Below are 14542 nucleotides of genomic sequence, written 5' to 3' on the forward strand. Positions count from 1 at the left end.
TAACGGTGTCCTTCGTGCTCTCCCCGGGGAACCGGGCTTTTTTGCCCCCGTCGCTCGCGATCATCTCGCGAGCTTGACACCAGCGTCGGGGCGTCAGGACCACACGACTTCGCCGTCCGCGTTGGCATCGGTCGTCTGCGCGCAAGAGCGCGCCGCGACATCATCGCGTCCACCGCATCCCGCGCTCCACGTATCGTGACGATCGGCCGAAACGCCCCTCTTCGAGCGAGGCGGGACGGGCGGATCATGCCTCTGATTTGGGGTCGGCGTCAAGCATATTTCTGTAAATCAGAACACGCCCGCTGCGACAATTTGGCACGACGGGCAGTTTACGCATGACACACATGCACGAATTGCCTGCAGCTTTTAGGGTTGGCAAAGGCGCGCTCGCGCCATGCCCACCATCTTTCCGCAATCTGACATGGTGGGCACGCTGCGCTCTGCCCACCCTACCGATCCAAACAGGCAGCGAACATGCTGCAACGCTGGCCGCGCTAGAGCGGCTTGATCTGAACCTTGCGGAATTTTACCACGCCGGAGCCGTATTGCAGGGCGATCGGTCCGGCATTCAGGTGTTTTGAGTCCTGTACGTCGGCGGTCTTCTGCCCGTTGAGCACGACGGTGAGATGCGGTCCTTGCGCGGTGATCTCATAGGTGTTCCACTTGCCGGCCGCCTTCGGCATCGGATCGACCTTGGCGGTGTCGACGATCGCACCGGTGCCGTAGCTTGGATCGGGGCGCTTGTCGAAGATGTTGACCTCGTAACAGGTCTTGCCGTCGATCTTCTCCGACTGCTCACAGCGGATGAAGATGCCGCTGTTGGCCTCGTCGTCGACCCAGAACTCGGCGTGGATCTGGAAATCCTTGTAGGAGGTCTTGCTGACGAGATAGGCGAGATCCTTGCCGTCGAGCTTGTCGGCGACGAGCAGACCGTTCTTGAACGCCCAGTTGGCTTTGCCGACCTCGCCCCACTCCCCCTTCCCAGTCTGGTCCATCAACGTGACCCAGCCGTCCTCGCCGAACGCCAGACCGGCATGTTGAGCGGCGATCAGCGCCGCAGCCGCGAGCGTCGTAAATCGTTTCATGAGTGTCCTCCCTGAGCGCCTTTGGTTGGGCGCAACCTAGTGGCCGCGCGTTGCGGCGTAAATGCATTTCGATGCTGCGGTTGCGTGCGCGGCGCATAGTTTGAGCATGATCCTTTCTGGTATCCGCTGCACACTTTTCCGGATCATGCTCGTGCAACCTTGCGGGCAAGGAATAAGTGGAGCTAGCCTGGGTTTTGCAGAGCGCAACCTCAAAACCCATCATCAGGAAGGAACAATGACGAAAAGCACCCGGCTCGTCCGCACCCTCGCACTGCCGCTCGCGCTTGCCGCGAGCCTGAGCATCGGCTCCGCCGCCGAGCTCAATCCTGCCGCCGTGATCTACAAATTGCCCGATCAGATTCCCTGGAGCAGCGTCGATGCGCGCGGCGCTCAAAACGCCGTCGTGGTCGGCGATCCGAACAAGCCAGGCTTCTACATGGTCTACACCAAATGGACCAAGGGTAACCATTTCAGCCACCCGCATTTCCATCCCAATGATCGCTACATCGTCGTGCTGCAGGGCACCTGGTGGGTCGGCTCCGGCGCAAGGTTCGATCCCGAGCACGGCACCGTGCCGATGCCGGCGGGGAGTTTCGTCACTCATTTCGGCAAACAGGTGCATTGGGACGGCGCCAAGGACGAGGATGCCGTGCTGCTGATCATGGGCGAGGGACCGGCAACATCGACGGCCGTTGCCGAAGAAAAGTAGCTTGGCATGATGCTTCCGCGCATGCAGTTCGCCCTCCCCGCAAGCGGGGGGAGCGCAGGGACATCCTGGTCACGGCTCGACTTGATCTCTGGCGAACAGCCCGCGCCACGCGGCTCAGGCGCGGGCGCGGTTCTTCTGAGCGCCCGCCTCGGGCTGCAGCGGTGGCGAGGCAGCCAAGGCTTGCGGCTTCAACAGCTCGGCGAGCTCTCTGGCCGGCAGCGGTTTTGAGAACAGAAAACCCTGCATCTCGTCGCAGGCATGGCTGCGCAGAAATGCCTCCTGCTCGGCATTCTCCACGCCTTCGGCGACCACTGTCATGCCGAGCGCCTTGCCCATGTTGATGATCGCCTGGGCGATCGCCTGATCCTCGGTGTCGTCGTGCAGATCGCTGACGAAAGAGCGGTCGATCTTGATGGTGTCGATCGGAAAATGCTTCATCAGCGACATCGACGAATAGCCGGTGCCGAAATCGTCGATCGCAAGGCGGATGCCGCGGCTCTGGACTGCAGTGAGCACCTTGACCGCGCGCGGGACATTGCCCATCACCATGCTTTCGGTGACCTCGAGCTGCAGCAGCGTCGGCGACATGCCGCTGGCAATCAGCGCCTCGTCGATGTCCTGCAACAGGCGATCGTCGGCGAACTGCCGTGGCGACAGGTTGACCGCCATCGAGACTGGCCGGAGGCCCCGGCGCTGCCAGGCCATGTTCTGGGCGCAGGCTTCGCGGAGCACCCAGCGGCCGATCGGCACGATCAGCCCGGTCTCCTCGGCGAGCGGAATGAATTTCATCGGCGGGATCATGCCGAGCTCGGGATGGGTCCAGCGCAGCAGCGCTTCGACGCCGGTGATCTGCCGGGTCTCCATGTCGATCTTGGGCTGATAGTGCAGCGACAGCTGCTCGCGCTCCACCGCGCGGCGCAGCGCCGTCTCCAGCGTCAGGCGTTCGATCGACTGAGTCTTGACCTCCGTGGAGAAGAAGCGGAAGGCATTCTTGCCGTCGTCCTTGGCGAGATACATTGCCATGTCGGCATTTTTGGTGAGCGCCTGGGCGTCGGTGCCGTTCGACGGATACATCGCGATCCCGATCGAAGCCGTGGTGTGGCACTCATGACCGTTCAGCAGCACCGGCCGGCTCAGCCCGGCGAGCAGGCTGGTAGCGATCCGCTCGACGTCGGCGACTTCGCCGCATTCCTCCAGCAGCACGACGAATTCGTCACCGCCGAGCCGGGCCACGACGTCGCTCGCGCGCAGCACCGTGCGCAGCCGTTTGGCCACTTCGACCAGAAGCGCGTCGCCGGCATCATGGCCGAGCGAATCGTTGATGACCTTGAAACGGTCGAGATCGATGAACAGGAGCGCGAACTGCCGCTCGTGCCGGGACGCCACTTCGATCGCATGGCGCAGCATCTCATTGAACATTTCCCGGTTCGGCAGATCGGTCAGGCTGTCATGGGAGGCGAGATATTCGATGCGCTCATCGGCCTTGCTCTTCTGGTCGACGCGATCGAAATTCTCCAGCGCAAAGGACACGTTGTCGGCGAGCCGCTGCAAGAGCTCGGCGAAGTCCCTGGTAAATATTCCCTTCTCGGTCGCGATGAACAGCATGATCCCGACGACCTGCCCGTTCACGAGCAGCGGAAAGGCCGCGCCGGAATTTGCACCGTCCTCACGGATACGGGCATGCAACGCCTGCATACTCTGGTCGGCGAGATAATCGTTGCTGATGCATGCCTGCCCGGAGCGGAACGCCCGGCCGCTGAGACCGCGGCCCCCCGGATGGGCCTCATTGGTGGACAGTTGCACCTTGAGAGAGAACTCCGCGACCGGGCCGCCGGCGGCGACAGTATCGAGAAAATCACTGCCGGGCCTTGCCAGAGCGATCACGATCGAGGTGAATTTTCCGCCGCTTGCGGCCCCCTGGCAAACCAGGTCGAACATCTCCTCGCGCGACTTGGCTCGCAGGATTGCCTCGTTGGTCGCGGACAGCGCCGCGAACATGCGCGCCAGCCGCTCTTTCTGCTCATCGGCTTTCGCCTTAGCCTCGGCGCGATCGAAATTGTCGAGCGCAAAGGAGACGTTTTCGGCAAGCCGCTGCAAGAGCCCGATCAGTTCGACGCTGAACACGTTGAGCTCATGCGACAAGAACCTGAGCGCGCCGATCGCCCCGCCGTCCTTCAGCAGCGGAAAGGAGGCGCCGGAACGGACGCCGTCGCGCCGCGCCGCCTCGAGCAGGGCGCCGGTATTCCGAAAATCCCGCTTATAGTCGTTGGAGATGCAAGGAAGCAGCGTGCGGATCGCGGTTCCTGTGATACCGCGTCCTTCCGGCGCATTCGCATCCGCCGATAACCGTGTTTGCCTGGTCTGATCGCCACGCGGACCCGCGGAGGCGACGATTTCCAAAAACTCTTCGCCCGGTTTCTCCAGCACGACCGCGGTCGAGGTGAAGTCGCCGCCGACCACGGCGGCCTCGCAGACCAGCTTGAACAGCTCTTGGCGCGATTTCGCGCGCATGATCGCCTCGTTGGTGGCGCTGAGCGCCGCGAACATCCGCGCCAACCGTTCCTGCTGCCGGTCGGCGCTCGCCTTCGCCTCGGCGCGGTCGAAATTGTCGAGCGCGAAAGAAAGATTCTCTGCGAGACGCTTCAGCAGTCCGATCAATTCCGGGCTGAACGTATTGACCTCGTCGGACAGAAAGACCAGGACTCCGATCGCGTCCCCGCTCTGGAGCAGCGGAAAGGCTGCGGCCGATCGGTTCTTGCCTTTGACATCCTTGTAGAAGTGCCAGTTCGTGCCGAATTCGGCGATGTAGTCGTTTGAAATGCGCGGCTGTCGGGTCCGGAATGCGATGCCGGTGATGCCCTGCCCTCCGGGACGCGACGCATCGGTCGAGACGCGGATCTGCATGACACGGTCGCGATCAGGGCCAGCGGAGGCGACATGTTCCAGAAATTCCGCGCCAGGCCGCTGCAGCGAGATGGTCGTGGAGGTAAAACCACCGCCGACCACGGCCGCCTCGCAAACGAGCTCGAACAGCTCCGCGCGCGAGGAGGCGCGCATGATGGCCTCGTTGGTCGCCGACAGCGCCGCGAACATGCGCGCGAGCCGCTCTTTCTGCTGGTCGGCCCTGGCCTTCTCCTCGGCACGGTCGAAATTGACCAGCGCAAAGGAGACATTCTCCGCAAGGCGCTGCAACAGCTCGATCAGTTCCAAGCTGAACACGTCGCGCTCGCTCGACAGGAAACGGAGCACGCCGATCGTGTTGCCGTTCTTCATCAGCGGCAACGCGGCCCCGGAGCGGATTCCCGCCTCGTGGGCGGCCTTGAACAGGGGACCCGTGCTGCCGAAATCGCGCTGATAATCGTTGCTGATGCAGGGTTGCCGCGAGCGCAGCGCCCGCCCTGCAAAACCTTGCCCCTCGGGCAGTTCCTCGAGGGCCGACAACCGCACCGTCATGGCCCGTTCGCGGTCGGGACCGGCGGAGGCGACGTTTTCCAGGAAAAAGGAATCGTCGCGCAGCAGCGCGATTGCGGTGGACGAGAAATCGCCGCCGACCACGGCGGCCTCGCACACCAGTTCGTACAGCTCTTGCCGCGAGCGTGCGCGCATGATGGCTTCGTTGGTGGCGCCGAGCGCCGCGAACATGCGGCTGACGCGCTCCTTGTCGCGGTCGGCCCTGGCCTTCTCCTCGGCGCGGTCGAAATTCTCCAGTGCGAAGGAGACGTTGTCGGCGAGCCGTTGCAACAGCTTGATCAGTTCGGGGCCGAAGGCGTCGAGCTCGCGCGACAGGAACACCAGCGCGCCGATCGGCTCGCCGTTTTGCAGGAGCGGCAGCGCGGCCCCCGATCGCGTGCCGCTCTCGCGCACGACCTTGGAGAAATGACCTGCTTCGCCGAAGGTGGCGATATAGTCGTTGCTGACACAGGGCTTTCGCGAACGGAACGCGCGTCCAGTGAGGCCCTGGCCTTCGGGAAGATCCGCGCGGGCCGACAGCCTGACGCGCAGCGCCCGCTCGCGGTCCGGGCCGGCGGATGCGACATTGTCCAGGAAGTCGGCGCCCGGCCGCTGCAGCGCGACCGCGGTCGAGGTGAAGTCGCCACCGACCACGGCGGCCTCGCAGACCAGGTCGAACAATTCATTGCGCGACTTCGCGCGCATGATCGCCTCGTTCGTGGCGCTGAGCGCCGCGAACATCCGCGCCAGCCGCTCTTCCTCGCGGGCAATGCGCGCGCGTTCCTCCTCGCGCGCGAAATTGTCGAGCGCAAACGAGACGTTTTCCGCCATGCGCTGCAGCAGCGACACCAGGTGGGCGGTGAGCGAACCGACCTCGCGCCTCGTGACCATCAGCACGCCGACCGCTTCGCCGCGGCAGACCAGCGGCAGCGCCGCGGCAGCGCCAACGCGCGCCTTCGCAGCCCCTGTGCGCCAGGCGAGCGAACTTGGGTCGTTGAGATAATCGTTGATGACGCAGGGCTTCCTGTCGCGGAAGGCGCGGCCGCAAACGCCGGCCCCCTCCGGCGTGCCGGCTAGGATCGAAATGTCGACGCTGCGAAGTCTCGGAACATCCTCGCCGAATCCGGCGGCAAAGCGGAGCAGGCCGGTCGCAGGCTCGAGCAAAAAGATCGACGTCGCCAGAAAGTCGCCGCTGGAAAACGCAGCTTCGCAGACTTTGGCATATAATTCATCCGGTGACTTGGCGTACAGGATCGCTTCGTTGGTCGCACTCAGCGCCGCGAAGGTCCATGCGAGATTGGTCTCCAAGATCCTAAAACTCCCGGCAGTTCTTGCCTTCCGGGGGCGATTTATGCGCCGTGGAGACCTAAATGGGCGTTAGGGCGGGTCCTAAACCATGATTCAAAGTAAATGGCGGGCGAACAATTTGTCCCGCGAAACCGAAAGTTAATCATGGCGCGGCGGCGCGTCGGACGGTCCCCGAAATTCTGCAGGCCTGCGCGGTCTTTTCGGTGATTGCCATCGCGGGCCGGCTTTGCAACCATGGTTAATGGTCAAGCAAGATCCGCCTCCGCGCGGACATCCCTGAGGAAACCCCATGCCGATCGTCACGGCCGATCGCCTCACCCGCATCGGCGTCGCGCTGCTGAAAGCGGCGGGCGCATCGGATGAGGAAGCCAGCGCCGTCGCGAACGGCTGCGTCGCGGCCAATCTCGCCGGCCATGATTCCCACGGCGTCATTGCGATCCCGACCTATATCGACCGCATCAGGTGCGGCCATATCGTGCCCGGCGCAAAATGGGAGATCGTGCAGGAATCGCCGACCACCGCCGTGATCGACGGCCATTGGGGGTTTGGCTTCCACGTCAATGCGAAGGCGATGGCGCTGACGATCGAGAAGGCGAGGAGCGCCAATCTCGCGGCCTGCACCGTGTTCCGGCAAAGCCATGTCGGCCGGCTCGCGACCTACCCCTTGATGGCGGCGCGCGAGGGCATGATCGCGCTGGCCACCGCCGATTCCGGCCGCTCGCCAAAACACGTCGCCCCGTTCGGCGGGCGCGAGGCGCGGCTCGGCACCAATCCGATCGCGATCGCGGTGCCTTCCGACCTCGAAGCGCCGTTCTATCTCGACATGGCGACCTCGGCGGTGGCGGCCGGAAAGATCCAGCTCGCGGTCGCGCGTGGCGAAAGCATCCCGAAGGGCTGGATCATCGACGCCGAGGGACGCGCTAGCACCGATCCGCGCGACTATCGCAAGGGTGGTGCGCTGCTGCCGCTCGGCGGCAGCGAAGGCTTCAAGGGCTCGGGCCTTGCCGCAATGGTTGAAGTGCTGTGCGGGCTTTTGACAGGCCTCGGTTTTGGCGTCGAACCCACAGGGCGGCACAATGACGGATGCTTCATGGCCGTGTTCAACGTCGCGGCATTTCGGCCGCTCGCCGATTTCAGGCGCGAGGTCAGAGATTTCGCGCATTATCTCAAATCGACGCCGCCATCGGAAGGATCAAGCGGCGTGTTCTATCCGGGCGAGCTGGAATATATGCGCGAGCAGCAGCGGCGGCGCGACGGCATCGCGATCGAGGACGCGACCTGGGAAAGGTTTTCCGCGCTCGCGGCCGAGTTCAAGCTCGCGGCCGAGCTCGATCTTGCGTGACGGGAGGATGGCATGACACGGCAGATGGCCCTGGTCGGCTTCCTGCAGGCCCAGAACTGCACCAACCTGCCGAGCTCGTGGCGGCATCCGGCCTCGCGCGACGATTCCATGTCGGCCGACTATTACCAGGAGATCGCCCGGATCCTGGAAGCTGGAAAATTCCACATGGCGTTCTTCGACGATCGCCTCGCGATGCCGGACCGCTACGGCAACGATCACGCACACACGGTGGAATACGGCATCCGCTGCGTGAAGATGGATCCGATCATCGTGCTGACCACGATGGGCATGGTCACCGAAAAGCTCGGGCTCGCCTCGACCTGCTCGACCACCTATTTTGAGCCGTTCGACGTGGCGCGGCGCTTTGCGACGCTCGACCTGATGACCGGCGGTCGCGCCGCGTGGAACGTCGTGACCTCGGTCAATGACGGCGAAGCGCTCAACATGGGAAAAGAGAGTCACCTCGCCCATGACCTGCGCTACGACCGTGCCGACGAGTTCATGGAGGTCGTGCTCGGCCATTGGGACGCCTGGGACGATGGCGCCGTCATCATCGACAAGACCAGCGGGCGCTTCGCCGACCCGAGCAAAGTCAGGCGGCTCGACCATGCCGGCCCTTTCTTCAAGTCGCGCGGACCGTTCACGGTGCCGCGCTCACCGCAGGGCCATCCCGTGGTGATCCAGGCCGGCGCGTCCGGCCGCGGCCAGCGTTTTGCCGGCCGCTGGGGCGAGGTGATCTTTACCGCCGCGCGCAATCTTGCCAGTGCGAAACAGGGCTACGATGCGATCCGGGGCGAGGCGGCCAAGGCCGGGCGCGATCCCGACCAGATGTTCTTGTGCAACCTGATGACGCCGGTCTGCGCCGCGACCAAGGCGGAAGCCGAGGACCGGATGGCGCTGATCGAAAAACTTCCGCTCGAGATCGATGCGCTGTCGCTGCTCGCGGAGGGACTGAATTTCGATTTCGCCGCCAAAAATATCGACGAGCCGCTCACCACCGAGGAGCTTGCGGGCATGCAGGGCATGCTCGGCATCCGCGACGGCGTGCTGCGCAGCTCCGGCAAGACCAATCCGACGACGCGCGATTTCATCACTTTCTCCGGCCGCGGCCAGACCCAGGATGCCGTGGTCGGGGGGCCGAAAGAGATCGCTGACAGACTGGAAGAGATGTTTGTGGGCCGCGGCTGCGATGGCTTCGTCGTCGCGGCGACCTATGTGCCGGGCTCCTATGCCGACTTCGTCCGCCATGTCGTGCCGGAACTGCAGCGCCGCGGGCTGTTTCACGACGAGTACGCGGGCAAAACCTTGCGCGAGAATCTGGGGCTGAAACGGCCGGCAGTCGGCGCATGGAAAACTGCTCGCGCAGCAGCGGCGGAATAGGAGATGGCATGCGCTGGCTGAAATTCACCACCGAGGGCAAGACGTCCTGGGGCCTTGTCGAGGGCGATCGTGTGATCACCATTGATGGTGATCTCAGTGACTACAGGCGCACCGCGCAGCTGTACGCGCTCAATGATGTCAAGATCGAGCTGCCGCTCATTCCTCGCACCTTCTATTGCGTCGGGCTGAACTACTTCAAACATCTCAAGGAGGCCGCCGACCGGCGCGGCGAAGTGCCGGCCGTGCCCGACCGGCCCGAGGTCGGCTACCGCGCGCAGAACGCGCTGATCGCCCATGACGAGGAGGTGGTGATCCCGGAATTTGCCACCGAGAAAATCCACTACGAAGGTGAGCTGGTCGTCGTCATCGGCAGGAAGGTCAAGCATCTGACGCCCGACAACGCGATGGACTGCGTGTTCGGCTACACCATCGGCAACGACGTCTCGGAGCGAACCTGGCAGAAGGCCGATCGCGGCCTGTGGCGCTCCAAGAACGCCGACACCTTCAAGCCAATGGGACCATGGATCGAGACCTCGGCCGATCTCGAGAAGATGCAGACCATCATCCGCGTCAACGGCCGCGAGACCTATCGCTTCCGCACCAACGACATGATCTTCGGCGTCGTGCCGTTCCTGGTCGAACTGACGAAGTATTTTACGCTGTGGCCCGGTGACGTGATCTGGATGGGCACCGACGGCGCCTCGCCGGATCTCAAGCACGGCGACGTCGTCGAGATCGAGATCACGGGCATCGGCAGCTTGCGTAACCGCTTTGTGCGCGAAGAAGCGTAGGGTGGGCAAAAGCGCGCTTGCGCCGTGCCCACCATCAAGAGCCGCGTCAAAAACGGGTGGCACGCTGCGCTTTGCCCACCCTACAACGCCGCAGCTACACCGGCGCGGTCAGCGCCTCGGCGATCGCGCGCACCGGCGTCTTGTGCTTGGCGGAGACGAAATCCTCGAACTCCGCGGGTCCGAATTGCTTGCCCTCGCCATCGGTGATCTTGACCTGCCAGCCTTGGCTGGCCAAGGCCCGCGCGTTCGCGAGCACGATATAGGCACTGCTTCTCTCGCGGGTCAAAGTCTGGTTGTCGCGCGCTGCGATCATCTTGTAGGCCAAGGCCGTCCCTCTCACGCTGTGGCGAAACATGGGGCGGGACCGTGGACGGCCGGCTTGGCCCCAATTCGGCCACAGCGTGTCTATTTTCGGTTATCCCGTCACAATCGCGACAGCAGTTCAGGGAACCAGGGTGGCCGCACCGTTCGTCACGCTCCGATCGCGTTGCGCGCGATGACGTCACGATAGAAGAATGCGGAGAGTTTTGGCGTGCGCGCCTGGGTCTCGAAGTCGACCCAGTACACCCCGAATCGCTTCCCGTAGCCGTAGATCCACTCGAAATTGTCCATCAGGCTCCACAGGAAATAGCCCTTGACCGGCACGCCGCCGACGATCGCGCGCTGCAGCTGGCCGAGGTAGTTGCGCAGGAACATGACGCGGTCGAGGTCGTAGACCTGCCCGTCGCCCGCGCGCCTGTCGATCGAGGAGGTGCCGTTCTCGCTGATATAGATCGCATCGACGTTCCAGATCTCTGCCGCAAGCCGCGGCGCCCAGTACATCGTCTCCGGGGCGATCCTGAGCCAGTCCGAACTCATGTGCGGAAAGGTGGACGGAAAGGGCAGAACGTCAAAACCCGGCGGACGGTCGGAGGCCGTGATGTAATGTCCGGGCGCATAGATGTTGAGGCCGAGAAAGTCGGTCGGCGTGGCGATGATCTTCAGCTCCTCGGCCGTGAATTTCGGCGCGGTCGCGCCGGCATATCTTAGAAAGCCGTCGGTGTACGCGCCGGTGAGGATCACGTTCAGAAAACCGGCATTCAGCTCGCGCGTCGCAACGCGAGTAGCCTCGATGTTGGCTTCTGTGTCGATCGCAGGCACGCAGGAAGTGATGTTTTCGGCGACACCGACACGGGTGCCGGCGCGGCCATGGGCGCGGATCGCCTGCACGGCAAGCCCGTGCGCGAGCGCGACGTGGTGGCGCGCCTGGTTCACCTCAGCCTGTGGCAGTTTCAAGCCCGGCGCGTCGATGCCGAGGCCATAGCCGAAGGGCACGAACCTGCCGCATTCGTTCACGGTGAAGAACGATCTGACGCGATCGCCGAGGCGCGCGACGACATGGCCGGCATAGTCGGCGAATGCGCGCGAGGTCTCGCTCGACAGCCAGCCGCCGACGCGCTCCTGCAGCGCCTGCGGCAGGTCCCAGTGATAGAGCGTGGCATAAGGCTCGATGCCGGTCTTGAGCAGCTCGTCGATGAGACGATCGTAGAAATCGAGCCCTTTCGGGTTCGGCGTTCCGATCCCGTCCGGAAACACGCGCGGCCAGGCAATGGAAAAACGATAGGCCTTTGCGCCGAGGTCGCGGATCAGGCCGACATCGTCCTTGTAGCGGTGGTAGTGATCGCAGGCGATGTCGCCGTTGCTGCGATCCTCGATATTGCCCTCGGCATGCGCAAAGGTGTCCCAGATCGACGGGCCGCGGCCGTCCTCGTCGACGGCGCCTTCGACCTGATAGGACGATGTCGCCGTCCCCCACAGAAAATCCTTTGGAAAGCTCGCAGGCACGTAGGTACCTGGCTTTGCCGCGCTGCGCTGCGCGCCGGCCGGCGCGGCGAGACCCAAGGCAGACAGGCCCAGCAATCCGGCGAGATCGCGTCGTGAAATTTTTTTAAACATCGGATGCCTCTTGAACCGCGCGCGGGAGCGCGGGATGAACGATAGGTCAGTAGCAATCGATCTGATAGGCGGCGCCGTCTCGACATTGACCTCGGCCGCGGTCGTGGCCGAACCGCTGACGAGCATGCTCGCAAAGCCGACAGCGGCGGTGTTGCTCGGCATCGTGTGGCCGGCCATATTCCATCTCAATCAAGCCGTTGCCTCTGCCTCGCAGACAAGATTGGCGCGATTAAGCCGACCACAATTTGCGCTTGCCCATGCACGGAACGAGGAACGGTCGCGCAAGCGCGACAATGGACGTCCTGGCACTCTATCGCTAGCATCAAAGGCCCATAACAACAAAACCGATGCGGAGGAAGTCATGAAGCCAGGGCTGATCGCACTTTTGCTGCTGATCACGTCGCCGGCCCTGGCGCAGCAGGCGCCGCCCAGCATTCCCTTCGAGTCTGTTCCCAATCCGCTCCGCCTGCCGCACAACATGTATTTCGGCGAGGCCTCGGGCGTTGCGGTCAATTCCAAGGGACACGTGTTCGTGCTGTCGCGCGGCAACACCTCGGGGCCGGCGTACGCCGCAGCGGCTACGCAGCTTCTGGAGTTCAACGGCAACGGCGCCTTCATCGGCGAAATGGGCAAGAACCTGTACGCCTGGTCGTTCGCGCACACCGTGAAGGTCGACCGAGAGGACAACATCTGGGTCACCGACAAGGGGTCGGACATGGTGATCAAGTTCGATCCTCAAGGCCGCGTGCTGATGGTGTTCGGCCGCAAGCAGGAGGCCTCTGACGAGGAGACCGGGCCGCTGAAACATCCAAAGCCGCCGCTGCCGGCCGAGGACGGCCGCTTCCGCCAGGTCACCGACGTCGCCTTCGACAGGAACGGCAACACCTTCATCAGCGACGGCTACATCAATTCGCGCGTTGCCAAGGTCGACAAGGACGGCAACTGGCTCAAATCCTGGGGCGACCGCGGCAAGGGGCCGGGCCAGTTCAACACACCGCATTCGATCGCGACCGACGCCGACGGCAATGTCTATGTCGCCGATCGCGGCAACCACCGCATCCAGGTGTTCGACGGTGACGGCAACTTTCTGCGCCAGTTCACGATCGACGTGCCGGTGCCGCCGGACGCCAAACCCGCGATCGGAAAGATTCCGGACGAGGCGATGGTCGCGGGCGGCACGTTTGCGCCGGGCTCGCCCTGGGCGATCTGCATCACGCCGCCGCCGAACCAGGTGCTGTATTCATCCGATGCGTGGCCGGGCCGCATCTACAAGCTCTCGCTCGACGGCAAGGTGCTCGGCGTGCTCGGCCAGTCCGGCAAGCAGCCAAAGCAGTTCGGCTGGATCCACGCCATGGCGTGCCCGTCGGAGAACGTGCTCTATGTCGCGGAGCTGTTGAACTGGCGGGTGCAGAAGCTGCTGTTGAAGCCGTAGGTGTCGCCGCAACCGCAGTGCGCTCCCTCCCCCGCTTGCGGGGGAGGGCTGGGGTGGGGGCATGCAGTCGGTGTCGCTGTTCGAACAGGCCACGCGGACCCGCCTCGAACCGCTCACGCAATATTTCGTGAACCACGGCGCGCTGGACCGTGCCGACGCCGCCCACCGCGCTTATGTCGCAATCGGTCACATCGTGCAGAAGCAGGCTTTCATCCTGGCGTTCAGCGACACCTTCTATCTGCTCGGCGTCGCGCTGATAGCGTCGCTGCTCCTGAAGAAGCCCGACCGTCTTTCGAGCGGCGGCGCTCGTTAACCTTACGACGTCCCCAAGCAAACAAGGAGAACGACCATGACCCCGCGAATGAATTTCATGCAAGCTGCCCCCGACACCATCAAGGCCTTGACGGCGCTGGAAGCGCAAATCCAGGGATCCGGCCTCGAACAGTCGCTGATCGAGCTGGTCAAGACCCGCGCCTCGCAGATCAACGGCTGCGCCTACTGCATCAACATGCACACCCAGGATGCGCGCAAGCATGGCGAAACCGAGCAGCGGCTCTATCTCCTGAACGCGTGGCGGGAATCGCCTGTCTTTTCCGGGCGCGAGCGCGCAGCGCTCGCCTGGACCGAGGCAGTGACGCTGATCGCGGACACGCACGCACCGGACGATCTCTACCAGGACGTGCGCAAGCATTTTTCGGACGCCGAGACTGTCAACCTGACCATGCTGATCGCAACCATCAACGCCTGGAACCGGCTCGCGATCTCGTTCCGCGCCGTGCCGCCGGTGCGGGCGAAGGCGGCCAGCGCGGCGTAGAGTTCAGGCGCGAGCCATTTGTTGAAGGCTGTCATGCCGCGGGAAAGCGGGGCATCCAGTATTCCAGAGACGTCAGTGCTTTAGCCGATAGGCCGCGGCGTACTGGATCGCCCGGTCGAGCCGGGCGATGACAGCTGAGAGTGGGATAGAGGTTCGCGTTCTCGCGACATGAGTTGTCCGAGCTTTGGATTTCGTTTCGCCGCTCTGAGATCAGAGGGCGCAGGGAAAGCCGGGTGCCGATCGCACCCATGGGCCCCGAGCAATAGGGTAGAAAGCTCGGGGGTAGGACCACAGGT

At 63.7% G+C, this 14542-nt stretch carries 10 protein-coding genes and 1 pseudogene; 7 read left to right on the forward strand and 4 right to left on the reverse strand.

Going from position 1 to position 14542, the window contains the following annotated elements; all coding sequences use genetic code 11:
• Positions 1 to 494: 494 nt before the first annotated feature.
• Positions 495 to 1085: a 3-keto-disaccharide hydrolase gene (locus JOZ76_RS24850; RefSeq protein WP_291703076.1), complete on the reverse strand. Its 591-nt coding sequence runs from the start codon at positions 1083 to 1085 to the stop codon at positions 495 to 497.
• Between the two features lie 235 nt (positions 1086 to 1320).
• On the opposite strand from JOZ76_RS24850, the gene JOZ76_RS24855 reads away from it, so the two are divergent.
• On the forward strand, positions 1321 to 1794 hold the full coding sequence (locus tag JOZ76_RS24855) for a cupin domain-containing protein (RefSeq protein ID WP_291703078.1): 474 nt from the start codon (positions 1321 to 1323) through the stop codon (positions 1792 to 1794).
• A gap of 114 nt (positions 1795 to 1908) precedes the next feature.
• Here JOZ76_RS24855 and JOZ76_RS24860 read toward each other — a convergent pair whose 3' ends face one another.
• The gene (locus JOZ76_RS24860) at positions 1909 to 6552 is read right to left on the reverse strand and encodes a bifunctional diguanylate cyclase/phosphodiesterase (RefSeq protein ID WP_291703084.1); all 4644 of its coding nucleotides are present in this window, start codon (positions 6550 to 6552) and stop codon (positions 1909 to 1911) included.
• A 289-nt stretch (positions 6553 to 6841) separates the two neighbouring features.
• Here JOZ76_RS24860 and JOZ76_RS24865 point away from each other — a divergent pair, with 289 nt between their 5' ends.
• Genes JOZ76_RS24865 through JOZ76_RS24875 form a run of 3 tightly spaced genes read left to right on the forward strand, consistent with a single transcriptional unit; the run spans position 6842 to position 10065 of the window.
• On the forward strand, positions 6842 to 7894 hold the full coding sequence (locus JOZ76_RS24865; RefSeq protein WP_291703086.1) for an Ldh family oxidoreductase: 1053 nt from the start codon (positions 6842 to 6844) through the stop codon (positions 7892 to 7894).
• A 12-nt stretch (positions 7895 to 7906) separates the two neighbouring features.
• On the forward strand, positions 7907 to 9274 hold the full coding sequence (locus tag JOZ76_RS24870) for an LLM class flavin-dependent oxidoreductase (protein ID WP_291703088.1): 1368 nt from the start codon (positions 7907 to 7909) through the stop codon (positions 9272 to 9274).
• An 8-nt stretch (positions 9275 to 9282) separates the two neighbouring features.
• Positions 9283 to 10065, forward strand: a complete 783-nt coding sequence (locus JOZ76_RS24875; RefSeq protein ID WP_291703090.1) for a fumarylacetoacetate hydrolase family protein — start codon at positions 9283 to 9285, stop codon at positions 10063 to 10065.
• A gap of 94 nt (positions 10066 to 10159) precedes the next feature.
• Here JOZ76_RS24875 and JOZ76_RS24880 read toward each other — a convergent pair whose 3' ends face one another.
• A complete protein-coding gene (locus JOZ76_RS24880; RefSeq protein WP_291703096.1) occupies positions 10160 to 10390 on the reverse strand; it encodes a hypothetical protein in 231 nt (76 codons plus the stop codon).
• A 146-nt stretch (positions 10391 to 10536) separates the two neighbouring features.
• Complete coding sequence (locus JOZ76_RS24885; RefSeq protein WP_291703098.1) at positions 10537 to 12000, reverse strand: GH1 family beta-glucosidase; 1464 nt, start codon at positions 11998 to 12000, stop codon at positions 10537 to 10539.
• Positions 12001 to 12361: 361 nt separating this feature from the next.
• On the opposite strand from JOZ76_RS24885, the gene JOZ76_RS24890 reads away from it, so the two are divergent.
• From JOZ76_RS24890 to JOZ76_RS24900, 3 genes and pseudogenes are all read left to right on the forward strand, one after another.
• Positions 12362 to 13432 (forward strand): peptidyl-alpha-hydroxyglycine alpha-amidating lyase family protein, encoded by a 1071-nt coding sequence (locus tag JOZ76_RS24890; RefSeq protein WP_291703100.1) that lies wholly within the window; start codon positions 12362 to 12364, stop codon positions 13430 to 13432.
• Between the two features lie 61 nt (positions 13433 to 13493).
• Positions 13494 to 13745, forward strand: a pseudogene (locus JOZ76_RS24895) (EmrB/QacA family drug resistance transporter); the annotation flags it as partial.
• Positions 13746 to 13781: 36 nt separating this feature from the next.
• Positions 13782 to 14246 carry a carboxymuconolactone decarboxylase family protein gene (locus tag JOZ76_RS24900; RefSeq protein ID WP_291703101.1) on the forward strand — a complete coding sequence of 155 codons (465 nt, stop codon included), beginning with the start codon at positions 13782 to 13784 and terminating at the stop codon, positions 14244 to 14246.
• Positions 14247 to 14542 lie beyond the last annotated feature (296 nt).

It is taken from the genome of Bradyrhizobium sp., from assembly GCF_019244115.1.
Lineage (GTDB): Bacteria > Pseudomonadota > Alphaproteobacteria > Rhizobiales > Xanthobacteraceae > Bradyrhizobium.

Bases quoted from the DNA above. Each gene is read 5' to 3' on its own strand.
- JOZ76_RS24850 (WP_291703076.1), bottom strand. From the start codon at position 1,085: ATGAAACGATTTACGACGCTCGCGGCTGCGGCGCTGATCGCCGCTCAA.
- JOZ76_RS24855 (WP_291703078.1), top strand. From the start codon at position 1,321: ATGACGAAAAGCACCCGGCTCGTCCGCACCCTCGCACTGCCGCTCGCG.
- JOZ76_RS24865 (WP_291703086.1), top strand. From the start codon at position 6,842: ATGCCGATCGTCACGGCCGATCGCCTCACCCGCATCGGCGTCGCGCTG.
- JOZ76_RS24870 (WP_291703088.1), top strand. From the start codon at position 7,907: ATGACACGGCAGATGGCCCTGGTCGGCTTCCTGCAGGCCCAGAACTGC.
- JOZ76_RS24875 (WP_291703090.1), top strand. From the start codon at position 9,283: ATGCGCTGGCTGAAATTCACCACCGAGGGCAAGACGTCCTGGGGCCTT.
- JOZ76_RS24885 (WP_291703098.1), bottom strand. From the start codon at position 12,000: ATGTTTAAAAAAATTTCACGACGCGATCTCGCCGGATTGCTGGGCCTG.
- JOZ76_RS24890 (WP_291703100.1), top strand. From the start codon at position 12,362: ATGAAGCCAGGGCTGATCGCACTTTTGCTGCTGATCACGTCGCCGGCC.
- JOZ76_RS24900 (WP_291703101.1), top strand. From the start codon at position 13,782: ATGACCCCGCGAATGAATTTCATGCAAGCTGCCCCCGACACCATCAAG.